Annotated in this window: 17 protein-coding genes and 2 pseudogenes; 9 read left to right on the top strand and 10 right to left on the bottom strand. The window is 60.6% G+C overall.

Translation table 11 applies throughout. The features are described 5' to 3' along the window. Positions 1 to 344 (bottom strand): annotated as a pseudogene (gene gltD / locus M653_RS0119885) (glutamate synthase); the annotation flags it as partial. Between the two features lie 232 nt (positions 345 to 576). Here gltD and M653_RS0119880 point away from each other — a divergent pair. Next, positions 577 to 1,326, top strand: a complete 750-nt coding sequence (locus tag M653_RS0119880) for a Crp/Fnr family transcriptional regulator (protein ID WP_027144906.1) — start codon at positions 577 to 579, stop codon at positions 1,324 to 1,326. On the opposite strand, the gene M653_RS01000000133095 is transcribed toward M653_RS0119880, so the two are convergent. Beyond that, a complete protein-coding gene (locus M653_RS01000000133095) occupies positions 1,323 to 1,838 on the bottom strand; it encodes a hemerythrin domain-containing protein (RefSeq protein WP_084636778.1) in 516 nt (171 codons plus the stop codon). The genes M653_RS0119880 and M653_RS01000000133095 overlap by 4 nt on opposite strands. A 144-nt stretch (positions 1,839 to 1,982) precedes the next feature. On the opposite strand from M653_RS01000000133095, the gene ccoN reads away from it, so the two are divergent. The 8 genes and pseudogenes from ccoN to ccoS all read left to right on the top strand — a co-directional run. Then, complete coding sequence (ccoN, locus tag M653_RS0119870; RefSeq protein ID WP_027144905.1) at positions 1,983 to 3,593, top strand: cytochrome-c oxidase, cbb3-type subunit I; 1,611 nt, start codon at positions 1,983 to 1,985, stop codon at positions 3,591 to 3,593. Positions 3,594 to 3,603: 10 nt separating this feature from the next. After that, complete coding sequence (ccoO, locus tag M653_RS0119865) at positions 3,604 to 4,335, top strand: cytochrome-c oxidase, cbb3-type subunit II (RefSeq protein ID WP_027144904.1); 732 nt, start codon at positions 3,604 to 3,606, stop codon at positions 4,333 to 4,335. 10 nt (positions 4,336 to 4,345) lie between these two features. Continuing rightward, a complete protein-coding gene (locus tag M653_RS0119860; RefSeq protein WP_027144903.1) occupies positions 4,346 to 4,495 on the top strand; it encodes a CcoQ/FixQ family Cbb3-type cytochrome c oxidase assembly chaperone in 150 nt (49 codons plus the stop codon). 2 nt (positions 4,496 to 4,497) lie between these two features. After that, complete coding sequence (gene ccoP, locus M653_RS0119855; protein ID WP_027144902.1) at positions 4,498 to 5,361, top strand: cytochrome-c oxidase, cbb3-type subunit III; 864 nt, start codon at positions 4,498 to 4,500, stop codon at positions 5,359 to 5,361. Between the two features lie 315 nt (positions 5,362 to 5,676). Next, complete coding sequence (ccoG, locus tag M653_RS0119850) at positions 5,677 to 7,236, top strand: cytochrome c oxidase accessory protein CcoG (protein WP_027144901.1); 1,560 nt, start codon at positions 5,677 to 5,679, stop codon at positions 7,234 to 7,236. Then, the gene (locus M653_RS0119845; RefSeq protein WP_027144900.1) at positions 7,233 to 7,748 is read left to right on the top strand and encodes a FixH family protein; all 516 of its coding nucleotides are present in this window, start codon (positions 7,233 to 7,235) and stop codon (positions 7,746 to 7,748) included. Before ccoG ends, M653_RS0119845 begins: the two co-directional genes overlap by 4 nt. Next, entirely contained in the window at positions 7,745 to 10,015 is a 2,271-nt protein-coding gene (locus M653_RS0119840) for a cation-translocating P-type ATPase (protein ID WP_027144899.1), read from the top strand. The genes M653_RS0119845 and M653_RS0119840 overlap by 4 nt, the downstream gene beginning before the upstream one ends. After that, positions 10,012 to 10,161: pseudogene (ccoS, locus tag M653_RS0119835) on the top strand (cbb3-type cytochrome oxidase assembly protein CcoS); the annotation flags it as partial. The gene M653_RS0119840 and the pseudogene ccoS, both read left to right, overlap by 4 nt. A 146-nt stretch (positions 10,162 to 10,307) precedes the next feature. Here ccoS and M653_RS0119830 read toward each other — a convergent pair. The 8 genes from M653_RS0119830 to nifN all read right to left on the bottom strand — a co-directional run bounded on the left by M653_RS0119830 (position 10,308) and on the right by nifN (position 15,823). Next, the gene (locus M653_RS0119830; RefSeq protein WP_027144897.1) at positions 10,308 to 11,321 is read right to left on the bottom strand and encodes a 1-aminocyclopropane-1-carboxylate deaminase; all 1,014 of its coding nucleotides are present in this window, start codon (positions 11,319 to 11,321) and stop codon (positions 10,308 to 10,310) included. Between the two features lie 161 nt (positions 11,322 to 11,482). Next, positions 11,483 to 11,692, bottom strand: a complete 210-nt coding sequence (locus tag M653_RS01000000133090) for an exopolysaccharide production repressor protein (protein WP_280940111.1) — start codon at positions 11,690 to 11,692, stop codon at positions 11,483 to 11,485. 74 nt (positions 11,693 to 11,766) lie between these two features. Beyond that, positions 11,767 to 12,084 (bottom strand): ferredoxin III, nif-specific, encoded by a 318-nt coding sequence (gene fdxB, locus M653_RS0119825; protein ID WP_027144896.1) that lies wholly within the window; start codon positions 12,082 to 12,084, stop codon positions 11,767 to 11,769. Then, positions 12,081 to 12,284, bottom strand: coding sequence for a CCE_0567 family metalloprotein (locus tag M653_RS0119820; RefSeq protein WP_027144895.1), 204 nt, complete (start codon positions 12,282 to 12,284; stop codon positions 12,081 to 12,083). Before M653_RS0119820 ends, fdxB begins: the two co-directional genes overlap by 4 nt. 115 nt (positions 12,285 to 12,399) lie before the next feature. Continuing rightward, complete coding sequence (locus M653_RS0119815) at positions 12,400 to 13,266, bottom strand: universal stress protein (RefSeq protein WP_027144894.1); 867 nt, start codon at positions 13,264 to 13,266, stop codon at positions 12,400 to 12,402. A gap of 212 nt (positions 13,267 to 13,478) precedes the next feature. Beyond that, on the bottom strand, positions 13,479 to 13,958 hold the full coding sequence (locus tag M653_RS0119805) for a NifX-associated nitrogen fixation protein (RefSeq protein WP_027144892.1): 480 nt from the start codon (positions 13,956 to 13,958) through the stop codon (positions 13,479 to 13,481). Positions 13,959 to 13,974: 16 nt separating this feature from the next. Then, on the bottom strand, positions 13,975 to 14,475 hold the full coding sequence (nifX, locus tag M653_RS0119800) for a nitrogen fixation protein NifX (RefSeq protein WP_027144891.1): 501 nt from the start codon (positions 14,473 to 14,475) through the stop codon (positions 13,975 to 13,977). Beyond that, on the bottom strand, positions 14,441 to 15,823 hold the full coding sequence (gene nifN / locus M653_RS0119795; protein WP_027144890.1) for a nitrogenase iron-molybdenum cofactor biosynthesis protein NifN: 1,383 nt from the start codon (positions 15,821 to 15,823) through the stop codon (positions 14,441 to 14,443). The genes nifX and nifN overlap by 35 nt, the downstream gene beginning before the upstream one ends. Positions 15,824 to 15,827 lie beyond the last annotated feature (4 nt).

Raw genomic sequence — 15,827 nt, 5'->3', positions numbered from 1 at the left:
GGAATGTCCTCGAGGTTGAGCGTGCAGGCTTCCTCGCAGGGTGCCGGACAGATGCGGCCGGTGAACTCCGGGAAATTGTTGGTCGAGTGCAGGTTGCGGATCGCGTTGTCCCAGTCCCTGTTGTAGACGAGGTCGTTCCAGTCGGGGATCTGGTTGTGGATCGGGCAGCCCGTCGGCCCGTGGCAGAACGGAATGCCGCAATCCATGCAGCGCGCGGCCTGTTTCTCGACCTCCTTGTCCGACATCGGCAGCGTGAACTCGCGAAAGTGCCGAATGCGGTCCGAGGCTGGCTGGTACTTGTGCACCTGCCGGTCGATTTCGAGAAAGCCTGTTACCTTGCCCATAGTCCAGTTCCTGCTGTCCAGATGGTGCGGTTGGGTAGCTCGTGTAACGCGGCATGGTCTCCATTCGGGACCTGTGCCGTGGTTTGCTGTTTCGTGCCTGAGGGCAACTTGCCCTGTGCAAACCGCGGCCGCCTTGATTTCGATCAAGGGCGCCGAGGGGGACAAACTGACGCAATACCTCGCCCAGCAGCGGTGCTATCTTGCCGCCACGATTATCAGTACGGGCCGTATGATGACCATCCGACAAGACGTTCCAAAATGCGATGTCCTTCCTGTGCTTTGCCAATCCTGCGACGCGCGGTGCCACGGGCTATGCGGCGCGCTCGAGCTCAATCAGTTGGTCGCCTTGGCCAAGGCCTCGTCGAGACACAGCGTTCCACCTGGAACCGAGCTGGTCGGCGACGCCGAAGCAATCGAAACATATTCGAACCTGCTTTCGGGCGTTGTAAAGCTGACCAAGGGTCTTGCGGACGGACGCCAGCAGATCGTCGGGCTTCAATTCGCGCCCGATTTTCTGGGCCGGCCGTTCAAGTCGGAAAGCGAGATCAACGCCGAGGCAGCAACCGAAGTCTCGCTGTGCTCGTTCCCGAAAGCGGCGATCGAGCGGATGATGAGGGAGGCACCGGCTCTAGAACACCGCTTGCTCAAGCAGACACTGATGGAACTGGATGAAGCTCGCGAGTGGATGGTGACTTTGGGCCGTAAGACGGCGGTCGAGAAGGTAGCGAGTTTTCTTTTCCTGATCGCGAGGAACATCGACCCGACGACGGACACCAGCAAGGAATCGGCAACTTTCGATCTGCCGCTCACCCGTGCCGACATCGCCGACTTTCTCGGCCTGACTGTCGAGACCGTCAGCCGTCAGCTGACAAAGCTTCGTACCAACGGCGTCATCCGTATCAACAACAATCGCCATGTCGTGGTCGATAGCGTGAGCCGACTGCAACGCTGTTCGGGTACGTGGGCGTGTTCTGACACTTAGGTCTCCGGTCGCTTCGTCCGATTCTGCTGTGCGATGAATGGCAGGACGTGTTCGCGCTCAAACGCGATGTGTCGCCGTGACGCCCTAAAAAAGGCTCTTAACATGAAACCGAGGGCCTCAGGGTTGGCAACGCCACCTCCATGCCCGATGGTCAGCAGGGTATCGGTTAAATCCTGTGCGGCGCACTCGTCCTCGATGTGCTCGGCCCGCAAGCGACCTAGCGACGCCATCCGCTTGCCCTCAGTTGCGTCTTTCGCAAGCGCAGGAAAGAGATGCTCTTCCTCACGGGCATGGCTCATGCGCAGCAGCGGCACCAACTCGGTTGCCATCAGCCGGCACTTCAACCGGTCCACCGAGGGTAGTCTGTCGGCTATCGCCTCCAGCTCGTCGCATATCCGCAACTTGCGATCGTGCAAGAGACAGACATCCCCGCACGGCCGGCTGCCAGGAAGGCAGCCTTCGACAAACTGCCAGGCTTTGCATTTGACGCCTGAAGATTTGCAACTGGCCATCTGGGCATCTCCGTGAATTGAAGACGCAGAATTGTCTGACTGGCGATCATCGCCCTTGACATGGATCAAGGCGCCAACGCGCCGTTTGCGGAATTACTGGGGGGCGGACCCGCGTCCGTATCAAATGCGGCTCAGGGACATATCATGAGATTCGCCACAGAGATTGTCGTTTTCAGCGTGTTCGCATTCGCGGCCCTGGTCGGCGCCGGCTTGGGTGTAGACGCGCCTTTCCGGCAACATATGTGGGTGTTGTTCTTTGTCCTTGCCGGTTTCACGGCTATTCTGCTGCGCAACATCGAATTCAAACCGGCAGCTCCGATTGATCCATCGGCCTATATGGATGGGCCGATCCGGTACGGCGCCATCGCCACAGTGTTCTGGGGCGTCGTGGGCATGCTGGTCGGCGTGGTCATCGCGCTGCAGCTGGCGTATCCGGACCTCAACATTCAGCCGTGGTTCAATTTCGGCCGATTGCGGCCGCTTCACACATCCGGCGTCGTTTTCGCCTTTGGCGGCAACGCGCTTATTTGCACCTCACTCTATGTGGTGCAACGCACCTGCCGTGCCCGGCTGTTCGGCGGCAAGCTCGCCTGGTTCGTCTTCTGGGGGTATCAGCTATTCATCGTCATGGCCGCAACTGGCTATCTGCTGGGCGTCACCGAGGGCCGCGAATATGCCGAGCCGGAATGGTATGTCGATATATGGCTGACGATTGTCTGGGTCGCGTACCTGATCCTTTTCCTCGGCACCATCCTGAAGCGCAGGGAACCGCATATCTACGTCGCCAACTGGTTCTACCTCTCCTTCATCGTCACCATCGCGATGCTGCATGTGATCGACAACCTCACGATGCCTGCGTCGTTGCTTGGATCGAAGAGCTATTCGGCATTTTCTGGTGTCCAGGACGCGCTGACGCAATGGTGGTACGGCCATAATGCGGTGGGCTTCTTCCTGACTGCCGGTTTCCTCGGCATGATGTACTATTTCGTGCCCAAGCAGGCGAACCGGCCGGTCTATTCCTATCGGCTGTCGATCATCCACTTCTGGGCGCTGATCTTCCTCTACATCTGGGCCGGCCCGCATCATCTGCATTACACCGCCCTGCCCGATTGGGCGCAAACGCTCGGCATGGCGTTCTCGATCATGCTGTGGATGCCGTCCTGGGGCGGCATGATCAACGGCCTGATGACCTTGTCAGGGGCTTGGGACAAGATCCGCACCGACCCGATCATTCGCATGATGGTAGCCGCGATCGCCTTCTACGGCATGTCGACCTTCGAAGGTCCGATCATGTCCATCAGGACAGTCAATTCGCTGTCGCATTACACCGACTGGACGATCGGCCATGTTCACTCAGGTGCACTCGGCTGGGTCGGCATGATCTCATTCGGCGCGCTCTACTACATGGTGCCGAAACTGTGGAACCGCGAACGCCTGTATTCGCTTCGGTTCGTTACCTGGCATTTCTGGCTGGCGACACTGGGCATCGTCGTCTACGCGGCAGCGATGTGGGTCTCCGGCGTCATGCAGGGCCTGATGTGGCGCGAATACAACGACCAGGGCTTTCTCGTCTACTCCTTCGCCGAATCGGTGGCCGCCATGCACCCCTACTATGTCATGCGCGCCGCGGGCGGCACGATGTATCTCGCCGGCATGCTGATCATGGCCTGGAACATCACGATGACCATTCTTGGCCGCCAGCGCGAAGAACAGCCATTGCCGGGTTCCGTGTCCGCTTTCCAGCCTGCCGAATAAGGAGCCAGACATGGGCTTGATGGCCAAACACGCCCTCATCGAGAGAAACGCCACGCTCCTGCTCGTGGGATCGCTGCTGGTGGTGACCATCGGCGGCATCGTCGAGATCGCCCCGCTCTTCTACCTCGACAACACGATCGAGAAGGTCGAAGGCATGCGGCCCTATTCGCCGCTGGAGCTCGCCGGACGCAACATCTATGTGCGCGAGGGCTGTTATCTCTGCCACAGCCAGATGATCAGGCCGTTCCGCGACGAGGTCGAACGCTATGGCCACTATAGCCTCGCAGCCGAGTCGATGTACGACCATCCCTTTCAATGGGGTTCAAAACGCACCGGTCCGGACCTGGCGCGTGTCGGCGACCGCTATTCCAACGAGTGGCATACACAGCACCTGACAAACCCGCGCTCCGTCGTGCCTGAATCGATCATGCCGAGCTACGGGTTCCTCAAGGACACACAAATTGCGGTGAAAGACTTCTCGACCCATCTCCTGGCGAACGCTCGCGTCGGGGTTCCCTACACGCCAGACATGATCGCCAATGCCAACGCCGATCTGAAAGCACAAGCAGACCCGGCGGCGGATACGACGGAGCTCGAGAAGCGCTATCCCAAAGCCAAGGTCGGTGATTTCGACGGCGATCCAGCTCAGGTCACCGAGATGGACGCGCTGATCGCATATCTGCAGATGCTCGGCACGCTGGTCGATTTCAAGACCTACGACGATGCAGCTGGCTACCGGTAGGGGGAGACGCATGGGGTATAATTTGATGCGGGAGTTCGCCGACAGCTGGGGCCTGCTTGCCATGGCCCTGTTCTTCGTCGGCTGCATAGCCTTTGCCCTGCGCCCGGGGGGCAGAACACGGGCCGATCAGACCGCGCAGATCCCGTTCAAGGATGACTGATGATGAGCCGCGAGCATATCGACGAAGTCTCTGGCATCTCAACGACCGGTCACGAATGGGACGGCATCAGGGAGCTCAACAACCCGTTGCCGCGGTGGTGGGTGATAACTTTCTACGCCACGATTGCCTGGGCGCTGGCGTACACCGTTGCCTTCCCAGCATGGCCCATGCTGTCGTCAGCGACCAGGGGCGTGCTGGGCTATTCCAGCCGCAACAACGTCAAGAACGAGCTGGCGGCAGCGGAAGCCGCCAAAGGCAAATATATCGCCGCCATTCAGGAGAAGACCATATTGGAAATCGCTGCCGATGATGCGCTGCGCGAATTCGCTGTCGCGTCCGGCGGCGCGACGTTCAAAGTCAACTGCGTGCAGTGCCATGGCTCGGGCGCTCAAGGCTCCAAGGGCTTTCCAAATCTTAATGACGACGATTGGCTGTGGGGCGGCAAGGCCGAGGAGATCCAGCAGACCATTACCCACGGCATCCGCTTTGCTTCTGACCTCGATACTCGCCAGTCGGAAATGCCGGCCTTCGCAGACGTGCTTCAACCCGAGCAGATCAGCCAGGTCAGCGCGTATGTGGCTAGCCTTTCAGGGCCGGTGCTCGACAAGACCCTGATCCAGTCTGGGGCCAACGTGTTCGCGGATAATTGCGCTGCCTGTCATGGCGAAAAGGCAAAGGGAAACCGGGAGGTTGGGGCTCCCGATCTGACTGACGCGATCTGGCTCTATGGCTCGGGCGAAAGCGCAATCGCCGCGCAGGTCCGCGCACCCAAGCAGGGTGTGATGCCAGCATGGGGCGCGCGTCTGGGGGAGACAAAAGTGAAGGAGCTTGCGGTTTATGTGCATTCGCTTGGCGGTGGGGAATAGGAGAAGCGGCCTATTCACCGCTACCACCGTCGAGCGACGGGGCCCGGCTTTAGCCGGGCCCCGACCCAGGTTGTGACTCCAGCATGGGGACATCGGGGAGACCAAAGTCACGGACCTAGCGGTCTATGTCCATTCGCTTGGCGCGGGGAATAGGGGAAGGGCCTATTCACCACCCACCACCGTCAAGCGACGAGGCCCGGCTGTGGCCGGGCCTCGACTACTTTCGGCTAGCGGGATTGATTTGGATCAAGGCGCCGCGGCCGCCCCTGCGGCAAACTTGCTGAGGGAGGCGCAGACTGCTCGAGTGGAGGTGCGGTGCTGGACCAAAGGCAGATCGAACAGCGCGCAGCCGAGACTGTGAACTCCGCCATGGTTAAGCAACCGCTCTATGCCGCGCGCAAGAAGATTTTCCCGAAGGGGACTTCGGGCCGTTTCCGCCAGTTCAAATGGCAGGTGATGGTCATCACACTCGCCATCTATTATGTGACGCCATGGTTGCGATGGGATAGAGGCCCCTTCGCGCCGCACCAAGCCGTCCTGCTGGATCTCGCGAACCGGCGCTTCTATTTCTTCTTCATCGAAATCTGGCCGCAGGAATTTTATTACGTCGCGGGCCTTTTGATGATGGCCGGCATCGGCCTGTTCATGGTCACGTCTACGGTCGGGCGGGCCTGGTGCGGCTACACCTGTCCGCAAACGGTCTGGGTCGACCTGTTCCTGTTGGTTGAGCGCGCGATCGAAGGCGATCGCAATGCCCGCATAAGACTTGAGGCCGGTCCCTGGAGCGCGCGCAAATTGCTTCTGCGTGCGATCAAACATGTCGTGTGGCTGGTCATCGCAGTTGCCACGGGCGGGGCCTGGATCTTCTACTTTGCCGATGCGCCGAGGCTGCTCGGCGAAGTTGCGACAGGCACGGCGGCACCCGTTGCCTATGTCACCATCGCCGTCCTGACCGGAACCACATACGTGTTCGGCGGGCTGATGCGCGAGCAGGTCTGCACCTTTATGTGCCCCTGGCCACGCATCCAGGCCGCCATGCTCGACGAAAATTCGCTGACCGTGACCTACAACGACTGGCGCGGTGAACCCCGTTGGCGCCATGCCAAGAAAGCACTGGCCTCCGCACAGCCTGTCGGCGATTGCGTCGATTGCAATTCCTGCATGGCGGTCTGCCCGATGGGTATCGATATCCGGAATGGCCAGCAGATGGAGTGTATCACCTGCGCGCTCTGCATCGATGCCTGCGATGGCGTCATGGACAAGCTCGGCCGCGCGCGCGGGTTGATCTCCTATGCAACGCTGGCGGACTATAATGCCAATTTGGCACTGGCGACCGCCGGCGGCACCGGTGCCATCAACCCGGCGCTGATCCGGAACTCGAGCGCCACCTTCCGCGAGGGTGTCGCGCACTTCCATCTGCGCAAGATCTTCCGGTTGCGCACCTTCATCTATCTCGGGGCGTGGTTGGCGATCGGATTGGTGCTCATCTCTTGGCTGCTGACGCGTGAGCGGCTGGAGTTGAATGTCCTTCACGACCGCAATCCGCAATTTGTAACGCTTTCGGACGGCTCAATCCGAAACGGCTACACCGTCAAGTTGCTCAACATGATCCCGCAGCCCAGGACGATCGTGCTCACCCTAGAAGGGCTCGCCGGCGCGGAAATGAGTATCGACGGCGTCGACCTGCCAGCCGGCCGCTTATTCGTCGTTCCAGTAGAGCCCGACCGGCTCAAAATGCTCAAAGTTTTCGTCCGCCAACCCGCGGACCGAATCAACACACCGGTGCAAAGCTTCAAGTTTCGGATTGCGGACGAGGCAAGCTCTGAATCGGCCGAGTATACCGCCAGCTTCAATGCGCCGGAGATCGCCAGATGAAAGCCAATACGCAAAGTAAACGCGAATTCACTGGCAAGCAGATGCTCCTGACAGTGCTCGGTTTCTTTGGGATCGTGATCGGCGTCAACCTGACTATGGCAACGCTTGCGAGCACGAGTTGGACCGGCCTTGTGGTGGAGAACACATATGTGGCCAGCCAGCAGTTCAACGAAAAGGCCAGGGAAAGACGGGCACAAGCCGCACTTGGCTGGGAAGGCAGGTTGACCATAGTCTCCGGCGAGGTTCGCTACAGCGTTGTGGATACCAACGGCACGCCTGTGCCGCTGCACGGCGTGCGGGTGCTGTTTCGGCACCCGGCCTACGATGCGCAGGACAGAGCTGTGACACTTGCCGCGGCTTCGGATGGCCGTTCCGATAGTCTTGGCGAATTTGCCGCGCGGCATACACCGAAAGATGGCGTCTGGATCGTCGAGATCAACGCCGATGCGGGCCTTGCTCTGCCATTTCGTGATATCCGCCGCATCATGATCTCGAAGGGAGCGCTCCGATGAGCTGCTGCGCGCCGGGCGCCGACGCGGCACTGGTCGTCGCCGACGCACCGTCTGCCCTGCCCTCAAATGACGAGATCAAACTGGCCAGCCGTAGTTTGGGCGGCGACATGCACCAGGCCGATCTGTCGTTGCCGACGGTTCACTGCGCGGCCTGCATACACGCCATCGAGGCGGCCTTGGGAAAGCTGGAGGGTATCGAAAGCGCTCGCGTGAATCTATCCACCAAGCGCGTGTCAGTGCGCTGGCATGGCGACCAGGTGCCACCGATTTTCGCCACGCTGGGACGGCTTGGCTTTCAGGCGCATCTGTTCGAGCCCGAAACCGCCAAGGAGGACAAGACCTTGTCGGAGCTGATCCGGGCGGTGGCCGTTTCCGGATTTGCCGCGGGCAACATTATGCTGCTGTCGGTCTCGGTTTGGTCCGGTGCGGAAGGAGTTACCCGCGACCTCTTCCATTGGGTTTCGGCGCTGGTTGCCATCCCTGCGCTCGCCTTCGCTGGGCGCATCTATTTCCGTTCGGCGGGGAATGCGCTTCGCCATGGGCGGATGAACATGGATGTTCCGATCGCGGTCGGGATTTCACTCGCCTATGCCATGAGTCTCTACGAAACGATCACCCATGGTGAGCATGCCTATTTCGATGCGTCGGTGTCGCTGCTCTTTTTCCTATTGATCGGCCGCACGCTGGACCATGTGATGCGCGAACGGGCACGCAGCGCCGTGAGTGGCCTTTCGCGGCTGGCCCCCCGCGGCGCCATGGTGCTGCGCGGTGACGGGGTGCGCGAATACCTGCCGGTCGGGAAGATCGAGCCGGGCATGGACCTGGTGGTTGCCGCCGGAGAGCGCGTGCCGGTGGATGGCGACGTCCTCAACGGCAGTTCCGATCTCGATTTCTCGCTCGTTTCCGGTGAAAGCACGCCTCGTGCCGTTAGCCCTGGAGCGCATATACAGGCCGGCACGCTCAATCTCACTGGTCCGCTCACCATGCGGGCGACGGCGGCCGCGAAGGAGTCGTTCCTCGCTGAAATGGTTCGGCTGATGGAAGCCGCCGAGGGTGGCCGGTCGCAGTACCGCAGGATTGCCGACCGCATCTCTGCCCTTTACGCACCGATGGTGCATCTGGCCGCACTCCTAACCTTCCTTGGTTGGATGACGGCATCGGGCGACTGGCATGTGGCAGGGACGATCGCAATCGCGGTTCTCATCATTACATGTCCATGCGCGCTCGGCCTTGCCGTGCCGATCGTGCAGGTGGTCGCGGTGCGGCGTTTGTTCGATGCCGGTATCATGGTCAAGGATGGTTCGGCCATGGAACGGCTGGCGGCCATCGACACAGCCGTGTTCGACAAGACCGGAACGCTGACTCTTGGACAGCCGCGTCTTACCAACGCGCCATACATCGATCCGGCCATGCTGGCGATCGCAGCCGAGATGGCCACGCATTCTCGCCATCCGTACTCAATGGCGATCGCGGTGTTTTCAGGCTCCTCCACTCGGCCGACGCTGGCTTCGATCAGCGAGCATCCTGGCTTCGGTATCGAGGCCACCACGGAGGCGAACACTTGGCGTCTGGGCCGACAGGGATGGGCCGAAGGGACCGGTGGGGAACCCTACGGCGGGACCGTGCTTTCGAGGAAAGGCCTGATCGTCGCCTCGTTTGACTTCGAGGACGCCGCGCGCGCCGACGCCGGGACCGCCGTAAAGGAACTGAAGGCTGCTGGCGTGTCCGTCCAGATGTTGTCCGGCGATACGGCCAAGGCTTGCGGTGAGGTGGCCAAGTCCTTGAGGATCGGCAACTTCATGCCCTCCCTTCTTCCTTCCGGCAAGGTCGAGCGCATCGAGGCGCTGATCGGGGCCGGTCACAAGGTCTTGATGGTAGGCGACGGGCTTAACGATATGCCGGCCCTCGCGGCAGCGCACGTCTCGATGGCTCCCGCCACCGCGGCTGATATCGGTCGCAATGCCGCCGATTTCGTTTTCCTGCGCGAGGGCCTTCTGGCGGTGCCCTTTGCATTGGAAGTTTCACGAAAGGCAGGCCGGCTGATCCGCCAGAACGTAGCCATTGCAATCGTCTACAACACCTTTGCCGTGCCGATCGCGATATCGGGATATGTGACGCCGCTCATCGCGGCGATCGCCATGTCCACCTCTTCACTGATCGTTGTCGCAAACGCTATGCGGCTTCATGCGTTTACGAAGCGTGCGGGGCTCGGGAATGTTCTACCCGAAAAGCGCGCACGCGCTGACATACTGGTCCAGTCCCGGTGACGACCCTTGTCTATCTCATCCCGGTTGCGCTCTTCCTCGGCGCGCTTGGATTGGCGGGTTTCCTATGGGCACTGCGTAGCGGCCAATACGACGATCTCGACGGCGCGGCAGAGCGCATCCTGATCGACGGGGACGACAAGCCGGACGGTTTGACCGAGCGCGCGACCATGTGGAGGTCGAATTCCAGCCGCCGATCGCCGCGAGCGTAGCGCAGGAGCGCTCTTGCCCGCGGGAAATGCAATTCACCTATCGCCAAGCATACGAGCCGGATTGCGGGTAATGAGTGCAAATCTCAGCCGTTGCGAAACGTATAGCCGTACCCGTTGATTGCCGGAGCCCCGCCCAGATGGACGTAGAGGACATTCGAACCCTCTGGAAAGAAGCCTTTCTGGACGAGGTCAATCATCCCTTGCATCGATTTGCCCTCGTAGACGGGATCTGTAATCATACCCTCGAGGCGGGCACTCAAACGGATGGCTTGCTTTGTTTCCTCCGACGGGATGCCATAATGCGGGTATGCGTACTCCTTGAGCAGCACCACGTCATCCTCGGTGAATTCCGTGCCAAGCTCAACGAGCTTCGCCGTATCATTGGCAATTGCTAGCACCTGCGCGCTTGTCTGCTCGGGGGTTGCGGAGGCATCGATGCCGAGCACGTTGTGCTGTCGGCCGTCTTGAGCAAAGCCGACGATCATGCCGGCTTGTGTCGAGCCGGTGACTGTGCATGCGACGATATAGTCGAAGGCAAGCCCGAGCTGCTTCTCTTGGGCGCGCACCTCATCCGCGAACCTGACGTAGCCAAGGCCGCCATATTTGTGAACGGAGCCCCCGGCCGGTATCGCATAGGGTCTGCCGCCCCTTGCCTTGACTTCATCGAGTGCCTCTTCCCAACTGCGGCGGATACCGATGTCAAAGCCCTGGTCGACCAGCCGCACCTCTGCTCCCATGATACGGCTCAAGAGAATATTGCCGACTCGGTCGTAGACGACATCCTCATGCGGCACCCAGCTCTCCTGAACCAGGAGACATTTCATGCCGATCTTGGCGGCGACCGCAGCGACCATGCGTGTGTGGTTGGACTGAACACCGCCGATAGAGACAAGCGTGTCGGCATTTGACGCGATCGCGTCAGGGATGATGTATTCGAGCTTGCGGAGCTTGTTTCCGCCAAATGCGAGACCTGAGTTGCAGTCCTCGCGTTTGGCGTAGATGTCCACCTTTCCCCCCAGATGTTGGCCGAGTCGGTCGAGCTTCTCGATCGGGGTTGGGCCAAAGGTGAGCGGGTGGCGTTCGAATTTTTCCAGCATGTTTTCTCCGGCGGTGCATGATTGAGCTATCCACAAGTCCTTCCAAATTCGTTTTCGGGTCAGTTGCGCCGCTCGACATCGAAAGAGAACCCGTCGTTGATTTCATCTCATTGGCCGGTGAAACGAGGTGAGGCGCACGCGGTGCTGCGACGTCCGAGGTTTCATCCCTCGTCCTCACGGCAGGTTGGCGACTGGCGCCGAACGTCCCGGTCGCCATCGCATTGCTTAGTCCTTTGTGCAGCGCTCGCAAGACGGCCAGACCGCCAGATGAGAAAGAGCACACTTGCGAAATAGCCTGCCTGGAGAACCAGCGCACAACCCAGAGTCTTGACCATTACCGCTCGGAGGGAACGCGAGACGAGGTATACCATGAGAGCGTTGGTGGGCAGGACCAACGCCATGATGTGACAAAACATCCTGAGGGGCACTGACGCCTCCTGCCTCGTCAGTCATGCTGCGGGGGTTCGGCCGCAACATGGGTCTGGCAGTTCTTCGGACAGACGCGGGCGCAGGCTCCGCAGCCGATGCAGCGGCCGGCATGATCGACGACCATGATCATGCGATTGAGCTCGCCTTCGAAGTCGTCCTCGTCGTCACAAATGCCGAGGATTTCACCCCCGTCATCGACGCCGTAAAGGTGCATGACTTCGCGAGAGCAGACCTTGAAGCAGCGGCCGCAGCCGATGCACGTCGCGCCGTCGATAGCGGTCAGATAGTCGGGCATCCATCTGGAGCCGTCGCGGGTAACGAACGGGCTGGTCATCTTGATTTCTCCAGGGCAGCGAGTTCTGTCTTTGCAGCGTCCCACTCGGCAAAAACGTCGAACGTTTTCTCGGCGGCGGCCTTTATCTTGCGCCAGCCGACCGGGAGGTCCTCGGCAAGATCGTGCAAGTCCATCTTCGCGGTTCCCGCGCGCGACTGGAGCCTGCGGATTTTCTTTTGGAGATCCTCAAGGTCCGACATATTTCCTCTCCGAACCGGTTGCACTGGGCGCTCGCTGGCGGTGACTCTTCGGCTGGCCTCCAGCCGAACCGTTTCGGCGAGGCTCAACTACTTCGTACGATAACCCCCTCGATCTTCAGCGCGCCACAAACAGCGGCAATGGCGGCTGCTCAGCTATCCATCTGGTCACACCGCCGAAGATCCGCGCACGCAGCGGCCTCTGGCCACAAGCGCCCATAACGACCATGTCGGCGGACGTGTCGATCGCATGCTGCGTGAGGGTTGTGGTCAGCGACCGGCCGGCGCTCGGCAGCCAGTCGATAGCTGCCCGTATATTGTGTCGGGCGAGGTAGGTCGCAATGTACATTCGCTGCCCGGCGTCGTTGCCGTTCCCGGTTGCCTCCTGATCGACCAGTGCGACACGAACTTCCTCTGCACCGGATAGCAGATGCAGCGCTGCCCGAACCACACGCCACGTCTCCGCTCGCGAATCCCAGCCGATCAGCATGCGCCGCGGCCGCAGAGAGGCCTTGGCGCCGTACGGAACCACAAGCACCGGCTTTCCCGATTTCACCAGACTGGCGTCAATAGCAAGTGGTCCGAGCTCGTCATCGTTGAGGAGTGAGGGTCCGATGACTGTCAAGTCTGCGTAGAGCGCCCGCTGCCGCACCACGTCACCGACACAGGCCTGGTCGCAATAGTCGGTGTCCACCTCACAGGGAGCCCCCTTGGCTTCCAGCAGTGTCTTGATTTCCCTGGGCCGTTTTTCCAGTCTGGCGTTATCCTGTGAAACGGTATCGATTTCGCGAATTCGTCTTTCCAGTCTGACCACGTCTGCTGTGTGCTCAGGCCAGACGCCTGGGCGGATCGGGCGACGCCTAGCAAATTTGATGATCAGGACGGACAGACGTGCGCCAACCTCGACACACAAGTCGGCGGCGGTTCTGACGTCCTGATCGGAGTGCTCAACCTCCATCACACACAGCACGGTTTTAAAAGTCAATTGAATGCTTCTTTCCAAGTCCTGTACGTGCGCCCGTTCGAAGCCGCACCTGCCCAGCAGGTGGGACAATGGGCGGTGGCGCCGTATTGGTTCATGTCTGCCGCCCTGCTCATCGGGAGCGTAGCCGGCCAGTTTGTGGTCTCGCTTGGGTTGGCACAGATGAGCGACCTGCAGCACACTCGTCCCAGTTCCGGCAAGGTCTGAGCGTTGCATCACGCCCGGGCCGCGTCGGGATAGATTTCGATAGCCGAGATTGCATCATCGACCAGTTTCGTACCGGCCTCAGCAAGCTTCCGAAACGTCTCGAAGCCGAACCGGTGGACGTCGCGCAGCGTCCTCGACAAAACCACCAATCGCCCCGCGGTGAGAATCACGCGCCCAAAGCCCTCGTGGCTAATTTTCATCATGGGCGATGCCATCAGGCAGGAGCGCTCCTCGATCGCAAGCCCGACAGCGGCGTAGTAAATGTCGAGTCTCCACAGCACGTCTGGATCCGGATCGTCGATGATTGGGATTTCACGACGCTTTTCCTTGCTGACAATGAAATCGGCCAGCAGCTCCGCGTCCGGTTTGCCTTCCCATGAGCCGTAAGAGTCCTGTGCGCGAACCAGCCGCACGAGGCACTTGACGAAAGGCGTGGCAAGCGCCGCCTCGTCCTCTTTGACAGCAGGGATGACCGCCGCATCAGTCATTGCGCATCTCCTCGTTTCAATCTTCATCATCCTTGAACGACGGTTTCTTTCGGGGAACGCCCGCGTCCGCCAACACCTTGCGCAGCCACGGCGGAGGAGCCTTCCTGAGCATCTCCTGGGTTCGCGACAGGACGCTAGCGATAGGTTCGGGGTGCTGCACTTTGATCGGATGGATTTTTGCTGCAACGAGCCTGGCTGCGGCGGGCCCGCCGATCGCCAGACAAAACAAGAGATGGCAGCCTTTCAACGCCAGCACTTTTGGGCCGATGCGGTCATCGCCCTCGGTTCGATGCGTTCGTCTTTCGTCGGAAACGTCATCGAACGCCACTGCTTCCACGAAATTCCACTCGGCGCGCGTCACGTCGTAGACGGCAAAGCGTTTTGCCGATCCGAAATGGGCGTTAAGCTCCTTCAGGTCTTGCGTGGCGATCGCCACACGCAGTGCCCCGGCTTGCCTTTCGGGCGGCGATGCGTGGGCCTCGTCAGTGACGAGCGAGAGGCGACGAAGCGAGGTCATCTGTGATTTCTCGGTTTCGGAATGGATCAAGGGTCTCAGGGCTCGGCGCATGCAGATTAGCCTGGAAGATGTTGGCGACCTCGAAGATCAGGTCGCGCGTCCCCTGATAGAGGATTGTGGGCTTGTGCTGGCTGCCGAGGCGATCGAATATCGGGAAGCCAATGCGCATGAGCGGAATGCCGAGGCGCTCTGCAGCCTGGCGCCCGTGGGAATGGGTGACAAGAAGGTCAGTGCCTGCAGCAAGGGTTTCCAGATCTCCGAGATCGCCGACCTGGACCGATTGCGCGGGAATTTTCTCGAGAATCTGTGACCTATCGCCCGTAGTCACCGCCGCCGCGATTTCGGCGCCCATACCAGCGAAAAAGGTCGTCAGTTGGTAGAGCTGGTCTGGTTCGGCAGCGATCGCAATTTTCTTGCCGCCGAAATGGAAATGTCCGTCGAGCAGGGCATCCTGCAATTGAGCCCGACGACGGCGTATCTTGGCCGGTACCGCCGCGCCCGAAATCCACGAGAGAAGCGAGACAAGCCGATCGACGGCCTCCAATCCAGTAAGGGAGTGAAACAGTATGTAAGGCACTCCCGTCAGCCGCCGCAGCGCGTCCGCCGAGCAGCGCATGTGCTCGCCAATGGCAATGCAGTGCGCCGCTGTGCCAAGCTGGCGAATGTCCTCGACGCTGGCGCCGCCATAGGTGGTGGGAATCCAGCGATCCGGCACCGTACCATCGAGCGAGCCGGAGACGTCCGGCAGGATCACCGGCTCGAGGCCGAAGCTTTCCACCATCTCGCGCAAGTACTCGATGTCGGCCACGGTGAGGTTCCAGCCGGGCAGGATCGCGATCTTCTTGGACTTCCGCACCTGCTCGCCGGGCCGTGTGAGGCCCTCGATCATCGCGGTGACGGCCTTGGCCCAGCCCTCTTCGATGGCGCCGTCGAAATCCGGCGTGTTGGCCAGAATGATCTGCGTACCCGCGAGCTCTTGCGCGCGATCGCGCTTGATGCTGGCAATGTGGCCTGCGAAATCTTCGCCACGCGTTTCTATGAGCGCCGTGGTGCAGACCCCGATCAGCTTTGGCTGGGTGCGGGTCTTGAGGTCAAGGATCGCCTCTTCGAGATGCTCGGCGCCGCCGAGGATTGTCGCCAATTCGTCCATCGCCGTTGTTTGGAGGGGGACCGCTTCCTTGAAATGCCGCACGAAGAGCACCAAAGCGAAGCTGGTGCAGCCTTGGCTGCCGTGGAACAGCGGAAGCGCGCCATCGACTCCGAGAAAGGCGAACGCAGCACCCAGCGGCTGTGACGACTTTAGCGGATTGACCGCAGCCGATTTGGTCTGGGGAAGAATGCTGGCCATCGCT

This window comes from Mesorhizobium sp. WSM3626, assembly GCF_000513935.1.
Taxonomy (GTDB): Bacteria; Pseudomonadota; Alphaproteobacteria; order Rhizobiales; family Rhizobiaceae; genus Mesorhizobium; species Mesorhizobium salmacidum.
This window is presented reverse-complemented; position numbering and strand designations above follow the sequence as displayed.

Coding starts and splice junctions, on each gene's coding strand:
- M653_RS0119830 (WP_027144897.1), bottom strand. CDS start 11,321: ATGCTGGAAAAATTCGAACGCCACCCGCTCACCTTTGGCCCAACCCCG.
- nifX (WP_027144891.1), bottom strand. CDS start 14,475: ATGACCTCGCTTCGTCGCCTCTCGCTCGTCACTGACGAGGCCCACGCA.
- M653_RS0119860 (WP_027144903.1), top strand. CDS start 4,346: ATGGGGTATAATTTGATGCGGGAGTTCGCCGACAGCTGGGGCCTGCTT.
- ccoN (WP_027144905.1), top strand. CDS start 1,983: ATGAGATTCGCCACAGAGATTGTCGTTTTCAGCGTGTTCGCATTCGCG.
- nifN (WP_027144890.1), bottom strand. CDS start 15,823: ATGGCCAGCATTCTTCCCCAGACCAAATCGGCTGCGGTCAATCCGCTA.
- M653_RS0119840 (WP_027144899.1), top strand. CDS start 7,745: ATGAGCTGCTGCGCGCCGGGCGCCGACGCGGCACTGGTCGTCGCCGAC.
- ccoP (WP_027144902.1), top strand. CDS start 4,498: ATGAGCCGCGAGCATATCGACGAAGTCTCTGGCATCTCAACGACCGGT.
- M653_RS01000000133090 (WP_280940111.1), bottom strand. CDS start 11,692: ATGGTATACCTCGTCTCGCGTTCCCTCCGAGCGGTAATGGTCAAGACT.
- M653_RS0119805 (WP_027144892.1), bottom strand. CDS start 13,958: ATGACTGATGCGGCGGTCATCCCTGCTGTCAAAGAGGACGAGGCGGCG.
- M653_RS0119820 (WP_027144895.1), bottom strand. CDS start 12,284: ATGTCGGACCTTGAGGATCTCCAAAAGAAAATCCGCAGGCTCCAGTCG.
- M653_RS0119880 (WP_027144906.1), top strand. CDS start 577: ATGACCATCCGACAAGACGTTCCAAAATGCGATGTCCTTCCTGTGCTT.
- ccoO (WP_027144904.1), top strand. CDS start 3,604: ATGGGCTTGATGGCCAAACACGCCCTCATCGAGAGAAACGCCACGCTC.
- M653_RS01000000133095 (WP_084636778.1), bottom strand. CDS start 1,838: ATGGCCAGTTGCAAATCTTCAGGCGTCAAATGCAAAGCCTGGCAGTTT.
- M653_RS0119845 (WP_027144900.1), top strand. CDS start 7,233: ATGAAAGCCAATACGCAAAGTAAACGCGAATTCACTGGCAAGCAGATG.
- fdxB (WP_027144896.1), bottom strand. CDS start 12,084: ATGACCAGCCCGTTCGTTACCCGCGACGGCTCCAGATGGATGCCCGAC.